Here is a 17,443-nt window from a genome sequence, read left to right as displayed (position 1 = left end):
TCGCCATAGGCGGCTGGGACGGTTCCGGTCTATTACTCCACACTTCGGTCAATGCCTTGGTCGGTCGTGCGCCGGACCGGATGTAGGGAAAGAGAGAACCGAACTATCCAACTTTCAATTTGCCGCGTGGTGTCGTAGCTGAAATCTCAGGCTTCGATGAATGCGTCATTTATCCGCTATGCCGGCGTATTTCATGCGCGTAAGGAGATAGTCAGTGGCCGAAGACGATAGGGGTTCGTCGAAACGAATCAGCCGACGAGTAGTTTTGACTCTCGGAGCGGTCACCGCAGGGGCAATTGTCTACAATCAACTTCCGAACTCTGGACCTGGCGAATCGTCGGCACCTTCCAAACCAATCACTCCGACGATAACTCCACAGCCTGAATCAGCTCTCAGCAATCGTGATCCCTCAGTTGTCACTCTTCTCAAACGCACTCGCAACACCACCGGTGCACTGCAAAATCATGAAGGAGCCTTCCCGGCCACGAAAATTAGGCGCGTGGAACCGCTGCCCGGTATTGAAAAGTCCGGGCTTCCCTGGTTGGCAGTGTCGATTGTCGGCCCCGCCCACCAACTTCAAATAGTGGATCCGCGGCGAACTTCCCCCGTGCACGTTGTGGACGTTCCCAACAGCCATAGTGGTGGAATCCAATCCATGAAATGGCACAAAGCGAGCAAGACCCTATATCTAGCAACGCGCAATTCGCTTTTGGTTTGGAAGCCATCAAGCCCTTCGGTGACGACCGTGGTGGGTGAGGTTCCCAATGCCTCCACGATCTATGATCTGCAAATAGATTCCAAGGGGACTGTTTGGGGCGGAACTTATCCGCTGGGCGCTGCCTTTAACTACACTCCCAAGACGCGCAAGGTCCAGGTCTTTGCGCGGGTTGCGGCCGATACTGACTATGTCCGCCGTGTGGCCATTGGCGCGAACGACGTCGTCTGGCTAGGCACAGGTTCGCGTAATCCAAGATTATTTCGTTTCTCCGCGAGTTCTCCCAAGAGGACCACCGAGATCGCTCTGCCAGAGCCCAAAGCCACCGGCTTCATCTCATCGTTGGAAGCGATTGGCAATAGAATCGTCGTTTCGGTCGATACTACATCGGGACAATTGCTGTTCAATCCGGAAACAAATTCTTGGGATGGAACGGTGGAACGGGTTTGGTCAGGTCGAAAAGCCTCCGCGGTGACTCCTAAGGCAAAGAATTTCTACAGCGTGAGCAATGGTCAACTCTTTGCGACCAACATTTCCTCTTGGGAAGACCAACTGGTCGGCAATATTTCAGCCAGCGCCGCACTCAGCATCTATGCCACCGAAAGTCAGATCGTTGTCGTCTCTTCGAATGCAACGGGCCTGCAGATTGAAGTGGTAAGACTTTCGAGTCAATCGGTGCAATTGGTGAATACCGTGGCCCTGGCAAAAGGCGAGTTCGTGGTGCAATCCCTGATGGCGCATTCGGACGGCAACGTGTATGTCGGAGGCTATATGGGCGCCGGTATAACCTCGATCAACCCTGATACGGGACAACGATGGACATCACCAGCGGACCAAAATGTGATTAACCAGATCGAAGGCATGATCGAATTCAATGCCGGTAAAACTCTGGTTGGATCGTACGGGTCGGCTGACGTCGTGCGCATCAACAGTGCAGCCAAAAATAAGGCCGAGGGATATCTGAGAATCGAACGGCTCGCAACGAATTACGAGCAATCCAGAATTTTCGCCTGGGCGAAGAACTCGAAAAACGTCTTCTTCGGGACTGTTCCAGAGTACGGACGTTCGGGCGGCGCCCTAGGAATGCTTGATCCTCACACCGATGAGATCATCTGGGTGCTGGACGGCAAGGGCCAAGGATTTATTACCGAGCATTCGATCACCGGCCTGGTAGCAGACGAAGAATATGTTTATGGCAGCACCTCGGTACGAAACGGATACGGCCTGCCAGACACAGAGGGGATCGCGAGGGTGTTTAAACTTCACATTGCGACGAAAGAAGTCTCCTGGGATGTCGGGCCAAGGGCGAACTGCGGAGCACTGTACGCGCCAAAGCTCATTGCCGGATGGCTGCTCGTGGCTGATCTTGAAGGCGTGAACGTTTTGGATCCGGAGAGCGGAAGATTGCTCAGGAAGCATCGTCTGACCAATGCAAAAAACACAAGCTACCGGCCTGGATGGAAAAACGCGGACCTGGTTGTCCTAGAACAACAGGGCAAGGCGGTTCACAGCGCAGCTGGGACAACAACTGTCATAAATTTCCCGGCCGGGACTCGTGCAACCATTGGCAGCCCGCAGCTCACCCATCAGTTTGGAAGTCGGCTTACCGCATCAAATGATGGCCGAGTCTTTGCGAACGCTGCGAAAACTTCAATTGCCGAATTGGACTTGCAACCAATTGCTGCAAAGAAGAAATCCACAGGTACGCCGACACCAAAGGTGCCCGCGGCCACCAGTTCCAAGGCTCCTTAGCAGCAAATAACCGGCCTCCCGGAAACTGGAGCGCTACAGTCTGTGCGCATCGCTTTTGCCAGATGTAGCAAATCGCACGCCAACCTTCAGACCGGCTTTTCGGCAGCATGCGTTTCAGGGGAAAACATGCCCTAGGCTTATTACTATGCGCATTGCCAGATTTGTAGTTGATAGCGACCCTATGTACGGAGTCGTTGACGGAAACGATGTCCATGTTTTGGCTGGTGACCCATTTTTCCAGGGCATCAAGACCACCGGTGCCACACACCAGTTAGACGACGTACGACTAGTTGCACCAATCATTCCACGGTCAAAAGTCATTGGATTCGGGCGGACCTACGGCGAGCACGCCAAAGAGCTCGGCAACGAGATTCCTAGCGAACCGCTGATGTTCTTGAAGCCAAATACTTCGGTGGTTGGGCACGGCGACCCAGTGACACTTCCTTCGTTCTCCGAAGAAGTCTCCTTTGAAGGCGAACTAGCCGTGGTCATTGGACGTATCTGCAAGGATGTCCCTGCCGAAAAGGCAGCTGATGTGATCTTCGGATATACCGTGGCTAATGACCTCACCGCTCGCGATGCTCAGCGCACCGACCCGCAATGGGCGCGTGCCAAGGGCTTTGACGGCGCTTGCCCGCTGGGACCCTGGATTGAAACGCAGCTGGAGAACCCGGATGATGTGGGAATCTTCAGCCGCGTTAATGGCGAAGTCCGCCAAGACGGATCGACCAGCGAGATGATCTGGTCGGTGAATGATCTGGTGGCTCGGGCATCCGAAGCCTTCACTTTGCTACCCGGAGACGTGATCCTCACCGGCACACCAGCAGGTGTTGGACTGGTCACTGAAGGCGATAACGTCGAGATTGAAGTTGAAGGTATCGGAACGCTGCGTAGCGTCTTCCGCCGCTAGGCCAATGGGACCGGCAAGGCCGGTTTGACCATAGCGCGTTGGTCTTCGCATCCCAATGTGATGCGAAGACCAGCGCGCTATTGTGCTTCTTGCCTTGCAACGAGACTAGAATGAAAACACCATGACTGATCTATCGCTGATTCCTACCGTGACCGACGAAACCCCGGTTCGCGTTCGTTTCTGCCCATCGCCTACGGGCACCCCACATGTTGGCCTGATCCGTACCGCCTTGTTCAACTGGGCTTACGCACGCCACACCGGGGGCAAGATGATTTTCCGTATCGAAGATACGGATGCGAAGCGCGACTCCGAAGAAAGCTACAACCAGCTGCTGGACGCCCTGGCGTGGCTGGGCATCGACTGGGATGAAGGCGTCAATGTCGGGGGCCCGCATGAGCCTTACCGCCAGTCCCAGCGCGGCGACATCTACCAGGACGTCATTGCAAAGCTTCGCGCTGCCGGGCACGTCTATGAGTCCTACTCCACCCCGGAAGAAGTCGAAGCACGCCACAAGGCGGCAGGCCGCGACCCAAAACTGGGATATGACAACTTTGACCGCGACCTGAGCGACGAGCAAATTGCCGCGTTCAAGTCCGAGGGCCGCGAACCGGTGCTGCGCATTCGCATGCCGGAAGAAGACCTCACCTTCACCGACCTGGTCCGCGGCGAAATCACCTTCAAGCCGGGCACTATTCCAGACTTCGTGGTGGTTCGGGCAAATGGCCAGCCGTTGTACACCCTGGTGAATCCCGTGGACGATGCCTTGATGGGCATTACTCACGTGCTGCGTGGTGAAGACCTGCTCTCTTCCACTCCTCGCCAGATCGTGCTCTACCGCGCCTTGATCGACATCAAGGTGGCTCAGTACATGCCGCTGTTCGGCCACCTTCCCTACGTGATGGGCCAGGGCAATAAGAAGCTCTCCAAGCGAGACCCTGAGTCGAGCTTGTTCTTGCACCGCGACCGCGGCTTCATTCCCGAAGGATTGCTGAATTACCTCTCGCTTTTGGGCTGGTCGCTGAGTGCAGATGAAGATATCTTCACTCGTGAACAGCTAATCGAAGCCTTTGATGTCAAGGACGTGCTTTCGAATCCCGCACGTTTCGACCTGAAAAAGGCCGAAGCCATCAACGGCACCCACGTACGCCTGCTCGCGCCACAGGACTTCCGTGACCGGCTAGTTCCGTACCTGCAGGCTGCCGAGCTAGTTGGAGCCGAACTGACCGCGCGTGAAAACGAAGTCCTTGATGCGGCAGCACCGTTGGTCCAGGAACGCATTGGGCTATTGGGCGAAGCTGCAGAGATGATGGAATTCCTCTTCAAAACCGATGACCAGATCGTGATTGACGACAAGGCTCTGAAGGGAATGCCAGCGAATCTTGTCGAGGTCGTTGAAGCGAGCATTCAGGCATTGGAGGGCGTCCAAACCTGGAACGCCGAAGCCATTCAGGAAGCGCTGCGTGCGAAGCTGATTGACGAGCTTGAATTGAAGCCACGCCAGGCTTTCGGGCCGGCACGTGTGGCTGTCTCAGGAAAGCGCGTTTCGCCACCGCTGTTCGAGTCAATGGAAATTCTGGGCCGGGAATCCAGCCTGAACCGTCTTCGCATGTTCGGTGAATCCCGCTAGCAGGCCATAACCTGAAAAGAGTTAACTGAAGAACGCCTTCGATATCCCCGTCCTGTCGGATGGACGTATCGAAGGCGTTCTCTTTGATATTGATGATACTTTGGTGGGTTTGCACACGGCTTCCATTGAGGCATCGATCGCGGTGTGCGTCGAAAACTGCAAAACGTCACCCCGTTGTCCTTCGGTATTGTGCCGAGGGCTTTCCCATTAATCAGGCGGGCACATGCAAGAAGTGCATGTTCGGAGAACTCACACTCTTGGGACAGTGCCAACAGCGCTTGAACCAGTCTTTCGAACTCGCGGGACAAGAGAAGCACCGCGATGACGATTTTCGTTTTTGGGCCAGAGGCTTATGAGTTGGGTTCTGAGCATTTCGATCACGCACGCCCACGTTGAGAACCGCATGATTCCGAGGTGTTCCCACAATTGAATATACGTATTTTCCGAAAGTAATCAGAAAATCTATGCTCGAAACTATGCTCAGTTACCGCCTGAAGGAGCACCTCTGGCCATGAAAGAATTATGAGTTGGAAACAAATAGCTCCGGCTACTTCTAGGTCTTCCGAAACCGCATCTAGGCATCATTTCTTCCTGCATGGAATTAGAAGTGTTAGGATTGATCGGTGTATAAACGTGAGAGAGACACCACGAAATTCTCGGATCTTGGTGTGCATGAATACGAGGAATTCGAAGAATTTTTGGGCGCCCCTATTTTGGAGGGGCTAAACACGGTTCGTTTCGGCGGTCGCTTGTTTGATTTCTTTTATGAAGACCGTGGCGCACCGGTCACTTTTATTACTTTCACTGCAGCTATCAGTCCTTCTTTCGTGAAATACCCGATATTCTCTAGTCGCCCAGTTGCTGAACGTCTCAACGTGAACTTCTTGTCTTTTGCCGATCCTGCTTCTGGTGGAGACGAGGCTTTGACGACTTTCTGGCACTTGGGGACCGCCGAGATTCCTTCGCATGAGGTTCTCCCAAAGATAATTTCCAAGGCCATGAGCGAGGGCAGCGGGGAGCATTTGTTGTTCTTCGGTTCGTCTGCTGGTGGTTTTGCGGCGCTGAATTACAGCGCGCAGTTCTCTGGGTCTGCGGTGATGGTTATGAATCCTCGCGTGAGCCTCCTGAACGAACCGAAGCACACCGGCAGGTATGTTCCGGTTGCTTTCCCCGGACGCAATGTCACTGAGAAAATTCGCGAACTGCCCTACGACATGTCGAAGGTTTACGCCACGCCGCAAGGCAATCGCGTGTTCTATATGCAGAACTTGAAAGACCCGATTTATAAGCGGCACCATTACGCCCATTTTCAGAAGTCTGCCCGTGGGCGTGACGATGTCACGTTTATTACCGGTGATTGGGGTGAGAGGCATGTTGTTCCGCCCCGCGACCTTTTCGAGGGCGTGCTGGCTGAGCTTGTTGGGTCTGCCCCTCGCTGGGACGCGCACCCAGAAGTAGCGCGTCTCAGCCTGCCGGGTAGTGATGGCAGTATGAGCCGACGAGAGAAACTATTGAACGCTGCTGATACCTTCGCCCGCATTTCCGTATCCTTGCGTGAAGCTGAGGATAAAGAGATTGTGATTGAAGCTATTGCAGATGCGGAGACTGCCTTGACTGATCTCCGCTCGCTCTAGGTTTCCCTATCTTCAGGTGCCATGTTTTCCTGATCGACGCCGGCGCAGATCGCGCAGGTGCCGGTCGGCATGAACGGGGCAATGTCGTTGTGGACCTGCGCGCCGTTTTCGTCTACTTCGTGCCTCACGCTGCAACTCCTGGTGGAGAAGCCGGTCAAGGTTCATCAATACGCCAGCTAATTGTGAGGTTAGCACGCTGATTCTTTCTTGTAGGGCGTGCCGGACTTGAACCGGCGACAAAGGAATACGAGTCTTTGGTCAGAGAATCATGGAGACCCATCGACGTAGTTTAGGCACATCTCGATACGCTCACTGCGTGAGGCAATCCATTTGGAGCGGTCAGCAATAACATAGAGTCCTTCCAACGAATGAAGCTGGAGGCTGTGGTCCTTGCGGGATGCTCCGTGGTGATTGGGTCTAATGCTGCGGGCGCTCCGAAACCAGATCCGGCACCATCCTGGCAGGTTGCTCTGCATTGGCAACCTTGCCCGCTGGAAAGCTGTACACCGGAGATTATCGCGCTAATGACGTGCTCGTCGCGAAGAACGCAGGACTCATCGCGGTTTTGGCCGACCGCAAATTGGAGCGTGAGCCCCACACCGGAGGCACGGTGGCCAGCCTAGCAGAGCCTGCCTCTCTGCTGCGGATAATCCGAGTGACTCACGATGGGCGCTGAGTGCGCACTATCAATTTGTCATGGCTCGGCTACGTGGGTATAGTTAATTCTCGTGCTGCGGCGTGCGATCCGAATACTTTGGAGGTATTTTGATCAAATGCCCAAGTCACATTGGGATATGGTGTAATTGGCAACACAACGGTTTCTGGTTCCGTCATTCTAGGTTCGAGTCCTGGTATCCCAGCGCTTCACCAGAGTAATTTGGTGAGTTGAAGAGAAATCTTCAGCGTACGGCCCCATCGTATAGCGGCCTAGTACTCCGCCCTCTCACGGCGGCAACACGGGTTCGAATCCCGTTGGGGTCACAAAACCACGACACAGTCGTGGTTTTTTCCTTTAACCCGCCAAAGCATTCGTGTACTGATGGCAGAGTGCTTTCCATAAGGCATGATGGAGCTTATGGAGTCCACATCATTGCCGCAGGAGCCGACCGAACCGGTGAACCAGCTACCTGACGCTGGTGCCGTTCAGCTTCTGGACCGGTTTGCCAAGCTCGAATCGTCATTGAATGATCTGAACTTTATCCTCTCCACCTCGAATTCGGCTCCCGGCGGCGAACAGCTAAGAGTGAAGGCTTTGCACCAGATCAATGATTATCTGGAACCTCGTCTCAAGAACCTGAACGCCCCGCTGCTGGCTGTGGTTGGCGGATCGACCGGTGCCGGTAAATCTACCTTGGTGAACTCACTGCTCGGCGACCAGATAAGCCGCTCCGGCGCCGTGCGACCCACTACGCGAACGCCCGTGCTTGCGGTGAACCCCGCAGACGAACCTTGGTTCGCAAACGAGCGGGTACTTCCTGAACTGACTCGGCTGAGTGGGGCAGGCTTCAGCACAGGGCATGGGATGGATCGCCATGACGCGCTGCTGGTTGTGCCGCATATGAACGTTCCACGCGGACTGGCGATCCTCGATGCACCGGACATCGATTCGGTTTCCGACGACAATCGCGCCCTAGCCGGACAGCTCTTGAACGCCGCAGACCTCTGGATCTTTGTCACCACGGCAAACCGTTATGCCGACGCTATTCCGTGGGAAGTGCTGACCGAGGCTGGCGTTCGAGAAATCACCGTATGCGTGATTCTCAACCGTGTCCCGGCCGGCGCCGAAACGGATATCGTTCCGGACCTCGAACGGTTGCTTGCCGCAAAAAATCTGGACCCCAAACTCCTCCATGTAATTAATGAAGTTCAGCTGGACGAACAAGCAATGATTCCCGGGGAACGAATTGAACCTTTTTCGGCTTGGCTGAATTCCTTGGCTGCTGACGCTACCGAACGCCAACGCATCGCCGAGCAAACGCTCGAAGGCGCTATTAGGAGATTGCATGAAGACCTCCACGCGCTCAGCGAAGAAGCCGAAGACCAGGACTCGCAGCTCGACGCCCTGGGGAAGGTTGCGACCGAACGTTTCGCTTTTGCCGTGGGAAAAACTACGGAGGCCTTGAACGACGGGTCGCTGCTTCGTGGCGAGATCCTCGCCAGATGGCAAGATTTTGTGGGAGCCGGCGAACTGCTCCGCGGCATTGAAGGCGTCATAGGGAGAATTCGGGACCGAGTCGGTTCCTTTTTCAGCGGGAAGCCGGTGGCGACCCACCGGGTGGAAGAAGCGATAGAATCTGGGCTTCACACCGTGTTGGTCAGCGAAATCACCAATGCCTTCCAAGACATTGATCGTAACTGGCGCAATACACCCATCGGGGTTCATCTTTTAGCGTCGCTCCCGGCCGAGCGCCCCGGTAAAGACCTCGAAGTTCGGGCCGCGGATAGCATCCGGGCTTGGCAGAAAGATGTCTTGGAAATGATCCGGAGCGAGGGGGCCGGCAAACGAAAAACCGCGAGGATTGCCGCCTTCGGCGTCAACGGTGTGGCGGTAGCGCTCATGGTTGTGGTCTTCGCTTCTACCGCCGGCATGACCGGGCTGGAATTAGGCATCGCCGGTGGCTCTGCCGTTGTCGGACAGAAATTACTCGAAGCAATATTCGGTGAAGAGGCAGTTCGGCGCATGGCCACTCGCGCACGAACCATGCTGGAAGCCAGAACACGCGAACTCATGGACGAGAATCTGGCTGTCTATCAGGGAGAGATCGAGGCTAACCTTCAACCGGTCATCGTGCAAGAACTACGCGAACAAGTCAACGGACTGCGCAGGGGAGGATTCAAGGCATGAGCGAGCGCAAGGTGAATCGTGCTCATTCGGGACTTAGCGAGCAAATTGAGGCGGTGGTTTCGGCAATGCAAATTGCCGAACCCTATCTTGAACCTGAAGTAGTTGATCACGCCGCGGTGGTCATCGAACGAGCGGAAGCCCGCCGCCAGCTGTCGGCAGACCACGTGGTTTTCGGTCTGTTCGGTGCGACAGGCAGCGGTAAATCTTCGCTTTTCAACGCGCTTGTCGGTTCCGATATTGCGCAAACTGGCGTCATTCGGCCCACCACTACCAAGACGGTGGCCGCCATCTGGCAGCCGCAAGGCGCCGGTGAGCTGCTCGATTGGCTCGAAGTCAGCGAGCGTCATGTGCTTGATTCCCAGGTTCTCGGTGCGGAAGCTAAGAAATCACAGGACCCAGCCGGAGGACTGATCCTGCTTGACCTGCCGGATATGGATTCAACCTCCACCGAGCACCATCAGATCGCGTCGCGTCTGGCGGGGCAAGTTGACTACCTGGTATGGGTATTAGATCCCCAGAAGTATGCCGACGCTTCGATTCATCATGGATACCTCAGCGAACTTTCAGGACAACGCGGAAACCTCTTAGTCGTGCTTAACCAGATAGACACCATTGCGTCTAGTGACCGGGCACCTGTGAGCGGTTCCTTGGCCGCGTTGCTTGAAAGCGAAGGGGTTGGCCAGGTTCCCGTTATTCTGGCCTCAGCGCGTACTGGCGAGGGACTAGAGGACATTCGCGGAAAGTTCTCCTCGGCACTGAAAACCAAGGTGCAGGCAACCCGGCGCTTACGCGCTGACGTTGACGAACTGCTGCGCACGCTTGAAGGTGAACTCGCCGTGCCCAAGGTCAGAATGCCAGGAGTGATGGAGCAATCCGACCTGGAGCGCAATATCGCCAAAGCTCATGGAACGCACCGCATCGCCGAGGCCGTGCAGACCTCATATAAGTTACGCGCCTCAACGAATACAGGCTGGCCAATCACCAGCTGGCTCACCCGACTGCGCAACGATCCGCTCAAGCGCATGAACCTTGGGCGTGGAATCGAAAAGCCAGAAATCTCATTGACATCTCGCCCGGATCTTTCGGTGGCCGAAAATGCGGCGGTTGACCAATCGGTAGGGCGCTATCTTGGCGAAGCCACCGAAGATCTGTCGCCACGCTGGTCCCAATCATTGAAGGACGGCGTTCATGAGCAGAAGGAACAACTAGCCAACGATATTGATATAGCCATTGCCAGCAGCACCTTGGGCGTTGAAAAGAAGTCCTGGTGGTGGCCGGTCACCAAGTTCGTCCAATGGCTTGGCGTCATCGTGGCCCTGGCCGGCGCGTTATGGCTGGGCGGAATAGCGTTGGCCGCGTACTTCCAATTCGACCTGCCGCAGACGCCACGAGTCGAAGGGATCGCGATTCCCACGCTGATGGTTTTCACCGGGATACTTCTGGGCATAGTCCTCGGAATTCTTGGATCATTCGTCAATCGAATGGTCGCTAGACTGAAGCGTAGGAAAGCGCTTAAAAACCTCCAAAATTCAGTGTCGGGGGTCGTCCGTCGATATATCGTGGATCCCACTGCACACCACTTAGAGCAATACAACAGTTATGCAGCGTTGATTTCCAACGCGGCGAAGAAAGCCGAATAGCAACCTGTGACTAATCAACAGACTGACAATAGCCCGACCGTGGGCGACATTGGTGAAGAAGGAATCTTGAACGAGATCCTCCCGCTCTTGGATGCCAAGGACGCGGGACTCGGCCCAGGAGATGATGCCGGAGCGCTACGCGTTGCCGGGGGAGAAGTAGTCGTCTCCGTGGACACCATTGTCCAAGACCAGGATTTTCGTTTGATATGGCCCAGCGGACACGAACATGCCGCATATGACATCGGCTGGAAATCGATCGCGCAAAATGTCTCCGACATCAACGCCATGGGTGGCGTCCCTACAGGTGCCGTCATTTCACTTTCCATGCCAGCGGAGGTCTCGCTGGCCTGGGCCAAGGAATTTGCGCGTGGAATTGCTGCCGCGATTTCTTCGCTCGGGGCCGATCGCTTGGCCGTCTTAGGCGGTGACCTCAGCCGCTCATCAGAGATCTCGGTGACTACCACCGTATTGGGCGAGTGCGAATATGGAAAAATTCTTCGCACGGGGGCCAAGCCCGGAGACCGGCTCGCCGTAGCTGGCCGCCTTGGTGCAGCTGGGGCAGGGCTAGCCCTGCTAGAGGGAAAGCATGAAGCAACGACCTGGAGCCGCGCGGTGCTACGCCTTGCCGATGCCCAGTGCAAGCCAACTCCACCTTTGGAGTCTGGCCCGAGAGCCGCCCAAGCCGGCGCTCATGCCATGATGGACATTTCCGACGGGCTTGTCCGAGATGCTGGACGGCTGGCCAAGGCAAGCCATGTCAGTATCAAGTTGGATAAGACCGCACTTGAAGTATTCGCTCATCGGCTGGAACCAGCGGCAAAACTCTTGGACTTTGATCCTATGCAATGGATACTGCACGGCGGCGAGGACTTCGGATTGCTCGCTTGCTTCCCATCAGGCGTAGAGATTCCAGAGGAATTCTCGGTGGTGGGCGAAGTGGTGCCATTGACCGGCCGGCGTTCCAATGTTTTCCTCAATGGAAAGCAGCTGGACTACCGAAGCGGTTTCGACCACTTCGGCTAAGCGCCCGCTGTTTTATCCTTCTGACTGGATCCGCAGCAAGTCCGAAAGCTCGCGCGCGGCATTGACTATGGAATCGTGGTGGATCTTTCCCGGCTGACGGGTCAGTCGTTCAATCGGGCCAGACATCGATAACGCTGCAATGACCCGCCCCGATTGTCCGCGCACGGGAGCCGATACCGAGGCGACGCCTGGTTCACGTTCGCCTAGCGACTGGGCCCACCCGCGGCGACGTACCCCGGCCAAGATGGTCGGGGTAAATCGAGCGTGTTGCAAGCCGCCGATCATGCGTTCGTTGTCTTCCCAGGCTAAGAGAACCTGCGCGGCGGAACCTGCCTTCATGGACAACTGCGTGCCCACCGGAATGGTGTCGCGCAATCCCACAGGACGTTCTGCGCTGGCGATACACACACGGAATTCACCCTGCTTGCGGAATACCTGTGTGCTCTCACCGGTCAGGTCGCGCAACTTGGTCAATACCGGCCCCGCAGTGCTGACCAATCTGTCTTCACCGGCCGCGCTGGCGAGCTCGACAAGTCGTCCACCGAGCTCAAATCGGCCGTGCAAGTCGCGGCCCACCAGGCCATGGTGCACCAATGATTGGGCGATGCGGTGCACAGTTGGCCGGGAAATTCTCGTGATCTCTACCAGCTGCGAGAGGGACGTTGGCCCATTTTCCAATGCATTGAGAATGGCTGCTGCCTTATCCAGAACACCAACACCGCTACCTGTAGTCATAAAACCATTATCATGTCTCAGTATTTGAGATTCAAGTCCAGATACTGGAAATGGAGTTCTGTGAAGTGTCAAAGTAATGGTGTTGATAGTTCGTAGCTTGAGGAGTGTGTCGCATGTCCACCATGCAGTCGCCCCAGACCTTGGCAGAAAAGGTCTGGAACGCGCACGTAGTGCGCCAGGGAGAAGGGCAGGGCGAAGCCCGTCAGCCCGATTTGATCTACATTGACCTTCACCTGCTACACGAGGTCACCTCGCCGCAAGCCTTCGAAGGCCTGCGGTTGGCCGGGCGCAAGCTGCGCCGCCCAGATCTCACTATCGCCACCGAGGATCACAACACCCCGACCCTCGACATCGACAAGCCCATTGCGGATTTGACCAGCCGGACACAGATTTTCACCTTGCGAGATAACTGCAAGGAATTCGGTGTTCGCCTGCACTCCTTGGGTGACAAGGAACAGGGGATCGTGCACGTGGTTGGCCCGCAGCTGGGTCTGACGCAGCCGGGCATGACCGTGGTGTGCGGTGACTCCCACACCTCAACCCACGGCGCCTTCGGTGCATTGGCCTTCGGCATCGGTACGTCCGAGGTTGAGCACGTGATGGCAACCCAGTCGTTGAGCCTGAAGCCATTCAAGACCATGTCCGTCAATGTTGAAGGCACGCTCAAGCCCGGAGTGACCGCAAAGGACATTATCTTGGCTGTCATCGCCAAGATCGGCACCGGCGGCGGGCAGGGCTACGTGTTGGAATACCGTGGCTCCGCGATCCGTGCGTTGTCCATGGACGCACGCATGACCATCTGCAATATGTCGATTGAGGCCGGTGCGCGCGCAGGAATGATTGCGCCGGACGAAACCACCTTTGAATATGTCAAGGGCCGCCCGCATGCGCCACAGGGTGCCGACTGGGATGCCGCTGTTGAATATTGGCAGACCCTGCAAAGCGATGAAGGCGCACGCTTCGACAATGAAGTGTTCCTGAACGCGGATGAATTGGAACCATTCGTCACCTGGGGAACCAACCCGGGGCAAGGCGTTTCACTTTCCTCCAGGGTTCCGGTACCTGAAGATTTTGAAGACGAAAACGATCGCAAGGCCTGCGAACGCGCACTCGAATACATGGGACTCATCGGTGGAACACCGATGAAGGAAATCCGTGTCGACACCGTATTCCTGGGTTCCTGCACCAACTCGCGGATGGAAGACCTGCGCGCCGCGGCCGAGATTATCAAGGGCCGTGAAAAGGACCCGCAGATCCGCATGATCGTGGTTCCAGGTTCGGCACGAGTTCGACTCGAAGCCGAAGCGGAAGGCCTTGACCAAGTGTTCAAGGACTTTGGTGCCGAGTGGCGTTTTGCTGGCTGCTCCATGTGCTTGGGGATGAACCCGGATCAATTGGCTGAGGAGGAACGCTGCGCGTCCACTTCAAACCGAAACTTTGAAGGACGTCAAGGCAAGGGCGGGCGCACCCACCTGGTGTCCCCGCTGGTCGCAGCGGCCACCGCCGTCCGTGGCACGCTGGCTTCGCCTGCGGATCTCATTGACGCTCCGGCATCGGTCTAGGAAGGAACACCATCATGGAAAAAGTCATTACCCATACCGGGATTGGTGTCCCGCTACGCCAGAGCAACATCGACACCGACCAGATCATCCCGGCCGTCTACCTGAAGCGAATCACTCGCACGGGCTTTGAAGATGCTTTGTTTGCCGGCTGGCGCCGGGATGAAAATTTCATCCTGAATACCGAGCCGTACACCAATGGTTCGGTGCTGGTTGCCGGTCCGGACTTCGGCACCGGTTCATCCCGTGAACACGCCGTCTGGGCGTTGAAGGACTATGGATTCAAAGCGGTGATCTCCTCGCGTTTTGCCGATATCTTCCGGGGCAACTCGGGTAAGCAGGGTCTGGTAGCAGCCGAGGTCGCACAGAGCGACATCGAACTGATCTGGAAGGAACTGGAGAACAATCCGGGTACCGAGATCAGCGTAAATTTGGAAGCACGCACCGTGCAGTGCGGTTCGATCCTGGCGCCATTCCAGATTGATGACTACACGCGGTGGCGCTTAATGGAAGGCCTTGATGATATTGGGCTGACCTTGCAGCATGAGGAAGACGTCACATCCTTTGAAGCTACTCGTCCGGCCTTCAAGCCGCAGACTTTGCCTGCAAGAACTGCTGACTGATCACGAATCTAGGCCTCGTCCGTACCCACTAGTAGGTGGCTGCGGGCGAGGCTTTTTTCGTTTTGCCGCAATTGCAAGCCGACCCATCAATAGTCCAACCCTGAAAGCATGCTCACAATGTGTGCGCCACGGGCTAAACTGCCCAGAACTGCTCCCGCGATGGCGGTATGCTTGCTAAGTCCTGCCTGTTTTGTTGGCCCACCGGTCCGGGCAGGAAAAACGACTACGCGATGAGGTTTATTCATACATGGGTAAGATTCTAACGGTCCATGGCGGTGTCCCCTTGAAGGGCACCGTTCGAGTAGGCGGCGCTAAGAACTTGGTCCCCAAGGCAATGGTTGCAGCCCTGCTCGGAAGCTCTCCCTCGGTACTACGCAACGTACCGGAAATCAAAGACGTCGCGGTAGTCCGTAGCCTTTTGGAGATCCATGGCGTCAAGGTTTCCCAGGATCCTGAAACAGGCGACCTGACCATGGATCCGGTCGCGGCGAAGAGCGCTTCGAATCAGGCGATTGACGCCCACGCGGGCGACTCGCGTATCCCGATTCTTTTCTGCGGCCCGCTGATCCATTCCCTGGGGGAAGCGTTCATTCCCGATCTGGGTGGCTGCCGTATCGGTGACCGCCCCATCGATTTCCACTTAGAGGTATTGCGCGAATTCGGCGCGGTGGTGGACAAGGAAGCGGAGGGTATCCGCATTTCTGCACCCCTGGGGCTGACCGGTGCCAAGCTTGAACTTCAGTACCCAAGTGTGGGAACGACCGAGCAGGTACTGCTCTCTGCGGTCCGCGCCAAGGGCGTGACCGAAGTCAGCAACGCTGCGATCGAGCCAGAAATCCTGGACCTGATTTCCTTGCTGCAAAAAATGGGTGCCATCATTTCGGTTCACCGTGACCGCGTCATCCGCATCCAGGGCGTTGATGAACTGCGCGGTTATGACCACTACGCATTGCCTGACCGCAATGAGGCCGCCTCGTGGGCTTCGGCAGCGCTGGTCACCAAGGGTGACATTTTCGTAGAAGACGCCCAGCAACGGGATCTGACGGCCTTCCTTCACGTCTACCGCCAGATCGGTGGCGAGTTCGAGGTCGCCCACAACGGTATCCGTTTCTACCACCCAGGTGGCGAGCTGAATCCGTTGATCCTGGAGACCGACGTGCATCCAGGCTTCATGACGGATTGGCAGCAGCCGTTGGTTGTCGCGTTGACGCAGGCCAATGGCGTGTCGGTGATCCACGAAACCGTGTATGAAAACCGCTTCGGCTTCACCGACGCCTTGGTGCGCATGGGCGCTACGGTTCAGGTCCATACGGACTGCTTGGGCTCCACCCCGTGCCGCTTTGGCCAGCGGAACTTCAAGCACTCTGCGGTCGTGCTGGGCCCGGCCCAGCTCAAAGGTGCAAACATCGACGTCCCGGACCTCCGTGGCGGTTTCTCCCATATGATTGCCGCGCTGGCTTCCGAAGGCACCAGCAAGGTCACCGGAATAGAAATCATCAACCGCGGCTACGAGCACTTCATGGATAAGCTCACTGCCCTGGGCGCAAATGTTGAACTGAGCAACTAGGGGAACACTGGATCGTGACAGATAATCTAGTGCACCGGGAAACAGCTAAAACCAAGACCGCCTTTGCCATCTTGGCCGGGGTTGTGCGTCCGGCAATGAACGTGCTGATGGGCAAGACCTGGAAGGACTTTGACAAGCTTCCCTCCGGTGGATTCATCCTTTGCCCAAATCACCTCACCGAAATCGACCCACTGGTTGTCGGCCACGCGATCTACAGCAGTGGCCGTCTGCCTCGCTGGTTGGCCAAGGAGTCCTTGTTCAAGGTTCCGGTCCTCGGCGCTGCGTTGCGTGCCACCGGTCAGATCCCCGTCTCACGGAGTGGTGCTAACGCGGCAGATTCGCTCAGTGCCGCGAAAAGGGTGCTTGAAGCAGGCGGCGTCATCGTCATTTACCCCGAGGGTACCTTGACCCGTGATCCGGAATTGTGGCCAATGGTCGGCCGCACCGGGGCTGCGCGACTCGCGTTGCAGACGGGCGCCCCAGTAGTTCCCATGGCTCACTGGGGGGATCAAGAGCTGTTCCCTCGCTATGCCAAGAAGATGTACCCATTCCCGAGAAAGCACGTTACCTTGAGCGTGGGGGAGCAAGTGCAACTCGACGATCTGCGTAGCGGCCCGCGAACGCGTTCGGTCCTGCAAGCAGCCACCGAGCGGATCATGGCTTCGATCACCGAGCTGCAGGCCGAGCTGCGTCAGCAGACCCCGCCCGAGAAGCTCTGGAATCCGGCCGAACATGGACAAACAGCTACGGGTCGGGAATTTGATGCCCCACAACCTCCGAACGACTAAGTCTCAATACCTAGCGAAGGAACTG

The 17,443-nt window shown here is 56.4% G+C and carries 13 protein-coding genes and 2 tRNA genes; 13 read left to right on the top strand and 2 right to left on the bottom strand.

All coding sequences use genetic code 11. The annotated features are described in order from the left end of the window. The first annotated feature begins 214 nt into the window (after positions 1–214). The 4 genes from ACT3TP_RS07650 (at position 215) to ACT3TP_RS07635 (ending at position 6,638) form a co-directional block, all read left to right on the top strand. Entirely contained in the window at positions 215–2,467 is a 2,253-nt protein-coding gene (locus ACT3TP_RS07650; protein ID WP_444620186.1) for a hypothetical protein, read from the top strand. 145 nt (positions 2,468–2,612) lie between these two features. Continuing rightward, positions 2,613–3,377, top strand: a complete 765-nt coding sequence (locus tag ACT3TP_RS07645) for a fumarylacetoacetate hydrolase family protein (RefSeq protein WP_444620184.1) — start codon at positions 2,613–2,615, stop codon at positions 3,375–3,377. Between the two features lie 121 nt (positions 3,378–3,498). Then, entirely contained in the window at positions 3,499–5,004 is a 1,506-nt protein-coding gene (gene gltX / locus ACT3TP_RS07640; protein ID WP_444620182.1) for a glutamate--tRNA ligase, read from the top strand. 623 nt (positions 5,005–5,627) lie between these two features. Beyond that, positions 5,628–6,638 (top strand): hypothetical protein, encoded by a 1,011-nt coding sequence (locus tag ACT3TP_RS07635; protein WP_444620180.1) that lies wholly within the window; start codon positions 5,628–5,630, stop codon positions 6,636–6,638. On the opposite strand, the gene ACT3TP_RS07630 is transcribed toward ACT3TP_RS07635, so the two are convergent. Continuing rightward, positions 6,635–6,766, bottom strand: coding sequence for a hypothetical protein (locus ACT3TP_RS07630; RefSeq protein ID WP_444620178.1), 132 nt, complete (start codon positions 6,764–6,766; stop codon positions 6,635–6,637). The genes ACT3TP_RS07635 and ACT3TP_RS07630 overlap by 4 nt on opposite strands. A gap of 660 nt (positions 6,767–7,426) precedes the next feature. Here ACT3TP_RS07630 and ACT3TP_RS07625 point away from each other — a divergent pair. The 5 genes from ACT3TP_RS07625 to thiL all read left to right on the top strand — a co-directional run bounded on the left by ACT3TP_RS07625 (position 7,427) and on the right by thiL (position 12,146). Then, positions 7,427–7,498: transfer RNA gene (locus ACT3TP_RS07625), tRNA-Gln, on the top strand. A gap of 48 nt (positions 7,499–7,546) precedes the next feature. Continuing rightward, a tRNA-Glu gene (locus tag ACT3TP_RS07620) sits at positions 7,547–7,619 on the top strand. Between the two features lie 94 nt (positions 7,620–7,713). After that, the gene (locus ACT3TP_RS07615) at positions 7,714–9,483 is read left to right on the top strand and encodes a dynamin family protein (RefSeq protein ID WP_444620176.1); all 1,770 of its coding nucleotides are present in this window, start codon (positions 7,714–7,716) and stop codon (positions 9,481–9,483) included. Beyond that, positions 9,480–11,123: a GTPase gene (locus tag ACT3TP_RS07610; RefSeq protein WP_444620174.1), complete on the top strand. Its 1,644-nt coding sequence runs from the start codon at positions 9,480–9,482 to the stop codon at positions 11,121–11,123. The genes ACT3TP_RS07615 and ACT3TP_RS07610 overlap by 4 nt, the downstream gene beginning before the upstream one ends. Positions 11,124–11,129: 6 nt before the next feature. After that, on the top strand, positions 11,130–12,146 hold the full coding sequence (thiL, locus tag ACT3TP_RS07605) for a thiamine-phosphate kinase (RefSeq protein ID WP_444620172.1): 1,017 nt from the start codon (positions 11,130–11,132) through the stop codon (positions 12,144–12,146). Between the two features lie 12 nt (positions 12,147–12,158). Here the strand turns inward: thiL and ACT3TP_RS07600 are convergent, their stop codons facing one another. Next, a complete protein-coding gene (locus ACT3TP_RS07600) occupies positions 12,159–12,881 on the bottom strand; it encodes an IclR family transcriptional regulator (RefSeq protein ID WP_096287226.1) in 723 nt (240 codons plus the stop codon). Positions 12,882–13,003: 122 nt separating this feature from the next. On the opposite strand from ACT3TP_RS07600, the gene leuC reads away from it, so the two are divergent. From leuC to ACT3TP_RS07580, 4 genes are all read left to right on the top strand, one after another. Next, positions 13,004–14,443, top strand: a complete 1,440-nt coding sequence (leuC, locus tag ACT3TP_RS07595) for a 3-isopropylmalate dehydratase large subunit (protein WP_444620280.1) — start codon at positions 13,004–13,006, stop codon at positions 14,441–14,443. A 14-nt stretch (positions 14,444–14,457) separates the two neighbouring features. Continuing rightward, positions 14,458–15,063 (top strand): 3-isopropylmalate dehydratase small subunit, encoded by a 606-nt coding sequence (leuD, locus tag ACT3TP_RS07590; protein WP_105554571.1) that lies wholly within the window; start codon positions 14,458–14,460, stop codon positions 15,061–15,063. 247 nt (positions 15,064–15,310) lie between these two features. Further along, positions 15,311–16,630 carry a UDP-N-acetylglucosamine 1-carboxyvinyltransferase gene (murA, locus tag ACT3TP_RS07585; RefSeq protein WP_444620169.1) on the top strand — a complete coding sequence of 440 codons (1,320 nt, stop codon included), beginning with the start codon at positions 15,311–15,313 and terminating at the stop codon, positions 16,628–16,630. Between the two features lie 14 nt (positions 16,631–16,644). Continuing rightward, entirely contained in the window at positions 16,645–17,418 is a 774-nt protein-coding gene (locus ACT3TP_RS07580) for a lysophospholipid acyltransferase family protein (RefSeq protein ID WP_444620167.1), read from the top strand. Positions 17,419–17,443 lie beyond the last annotated feature (25 nt).

This window comes from Glutamicibacter sp. AOP38-B1-38, from assembly GCF_052377485.1.
Taxonomy (GTDB): Bacteria; Actinomycetota; Actinomycetes; order Actinomycetales; family Micrococcaceae; genus Glutamicibacter.
The sequence above is the reverse complement of the archived record's forward strand: the minus strand, read 5'-3'. Positions and strand labels throughout refer to the sequence as shown.

Excerpts from the sequence above, each read along its gene's own strand:
- ACT3TP_RS07645 (WP_444620184.1), top strand. The coding sequence starts at position 2,613 with ATGCGCATTGCCAGATTTGTAGTTGATAGCGACCCTATGTACGGAGTC.
- gltX (WP_444620182.1), top strand. The coding sequence starts at position 3,499 with ATGACTGATCTATCGCTGATTCCTACCGTGACCGACGAAACCCCGGTT.
- ACT3TP_RS07615 (WP_444620176.1), top strand. The coding sequence starts at position 7,714 with ATGGAGTCCACATCATTGCCGCAGGAGCCGACCGAACCGGTGAACCAG.
- ACT3TP_RS07610 (WP_444620174.1), top strand. The coding sequence starts at position 9,480 with ATGAGCGAGCGCAAGGTGAATCGTGCTCATTCGGGACTTAGCGAGCAA.
- ACT3TP_RS07600 (WP_096287226.1), bottom strand. The coding sequence starts at position 12,881 with ATGACTACAGGTAGCGGTGTTGGTGTTCTGGATAAGGCAGCAGCCATT.
- leuC (WP_444620280.1), top strand. The coding sequence starts at position 13,004 with ATGCAGTCGCCCCAGACCTTGGCAGAAAAGGTCTGGAACGCGCACGTA.
- leuD (WP_105554571.1), top strand. The coding sequence starts at position 14,458 with ATGGAAAAAGTCATTACCCATACCGGGATTGGTGTCCCGCTACGCCAG.
- murA (WP_444620169.1), top strand. The coding sequence starts at position 15,311 with ATGGGTAAGATTCTAACGGTCCATGGCGGTGTCCCCTTGAAGGGCACC.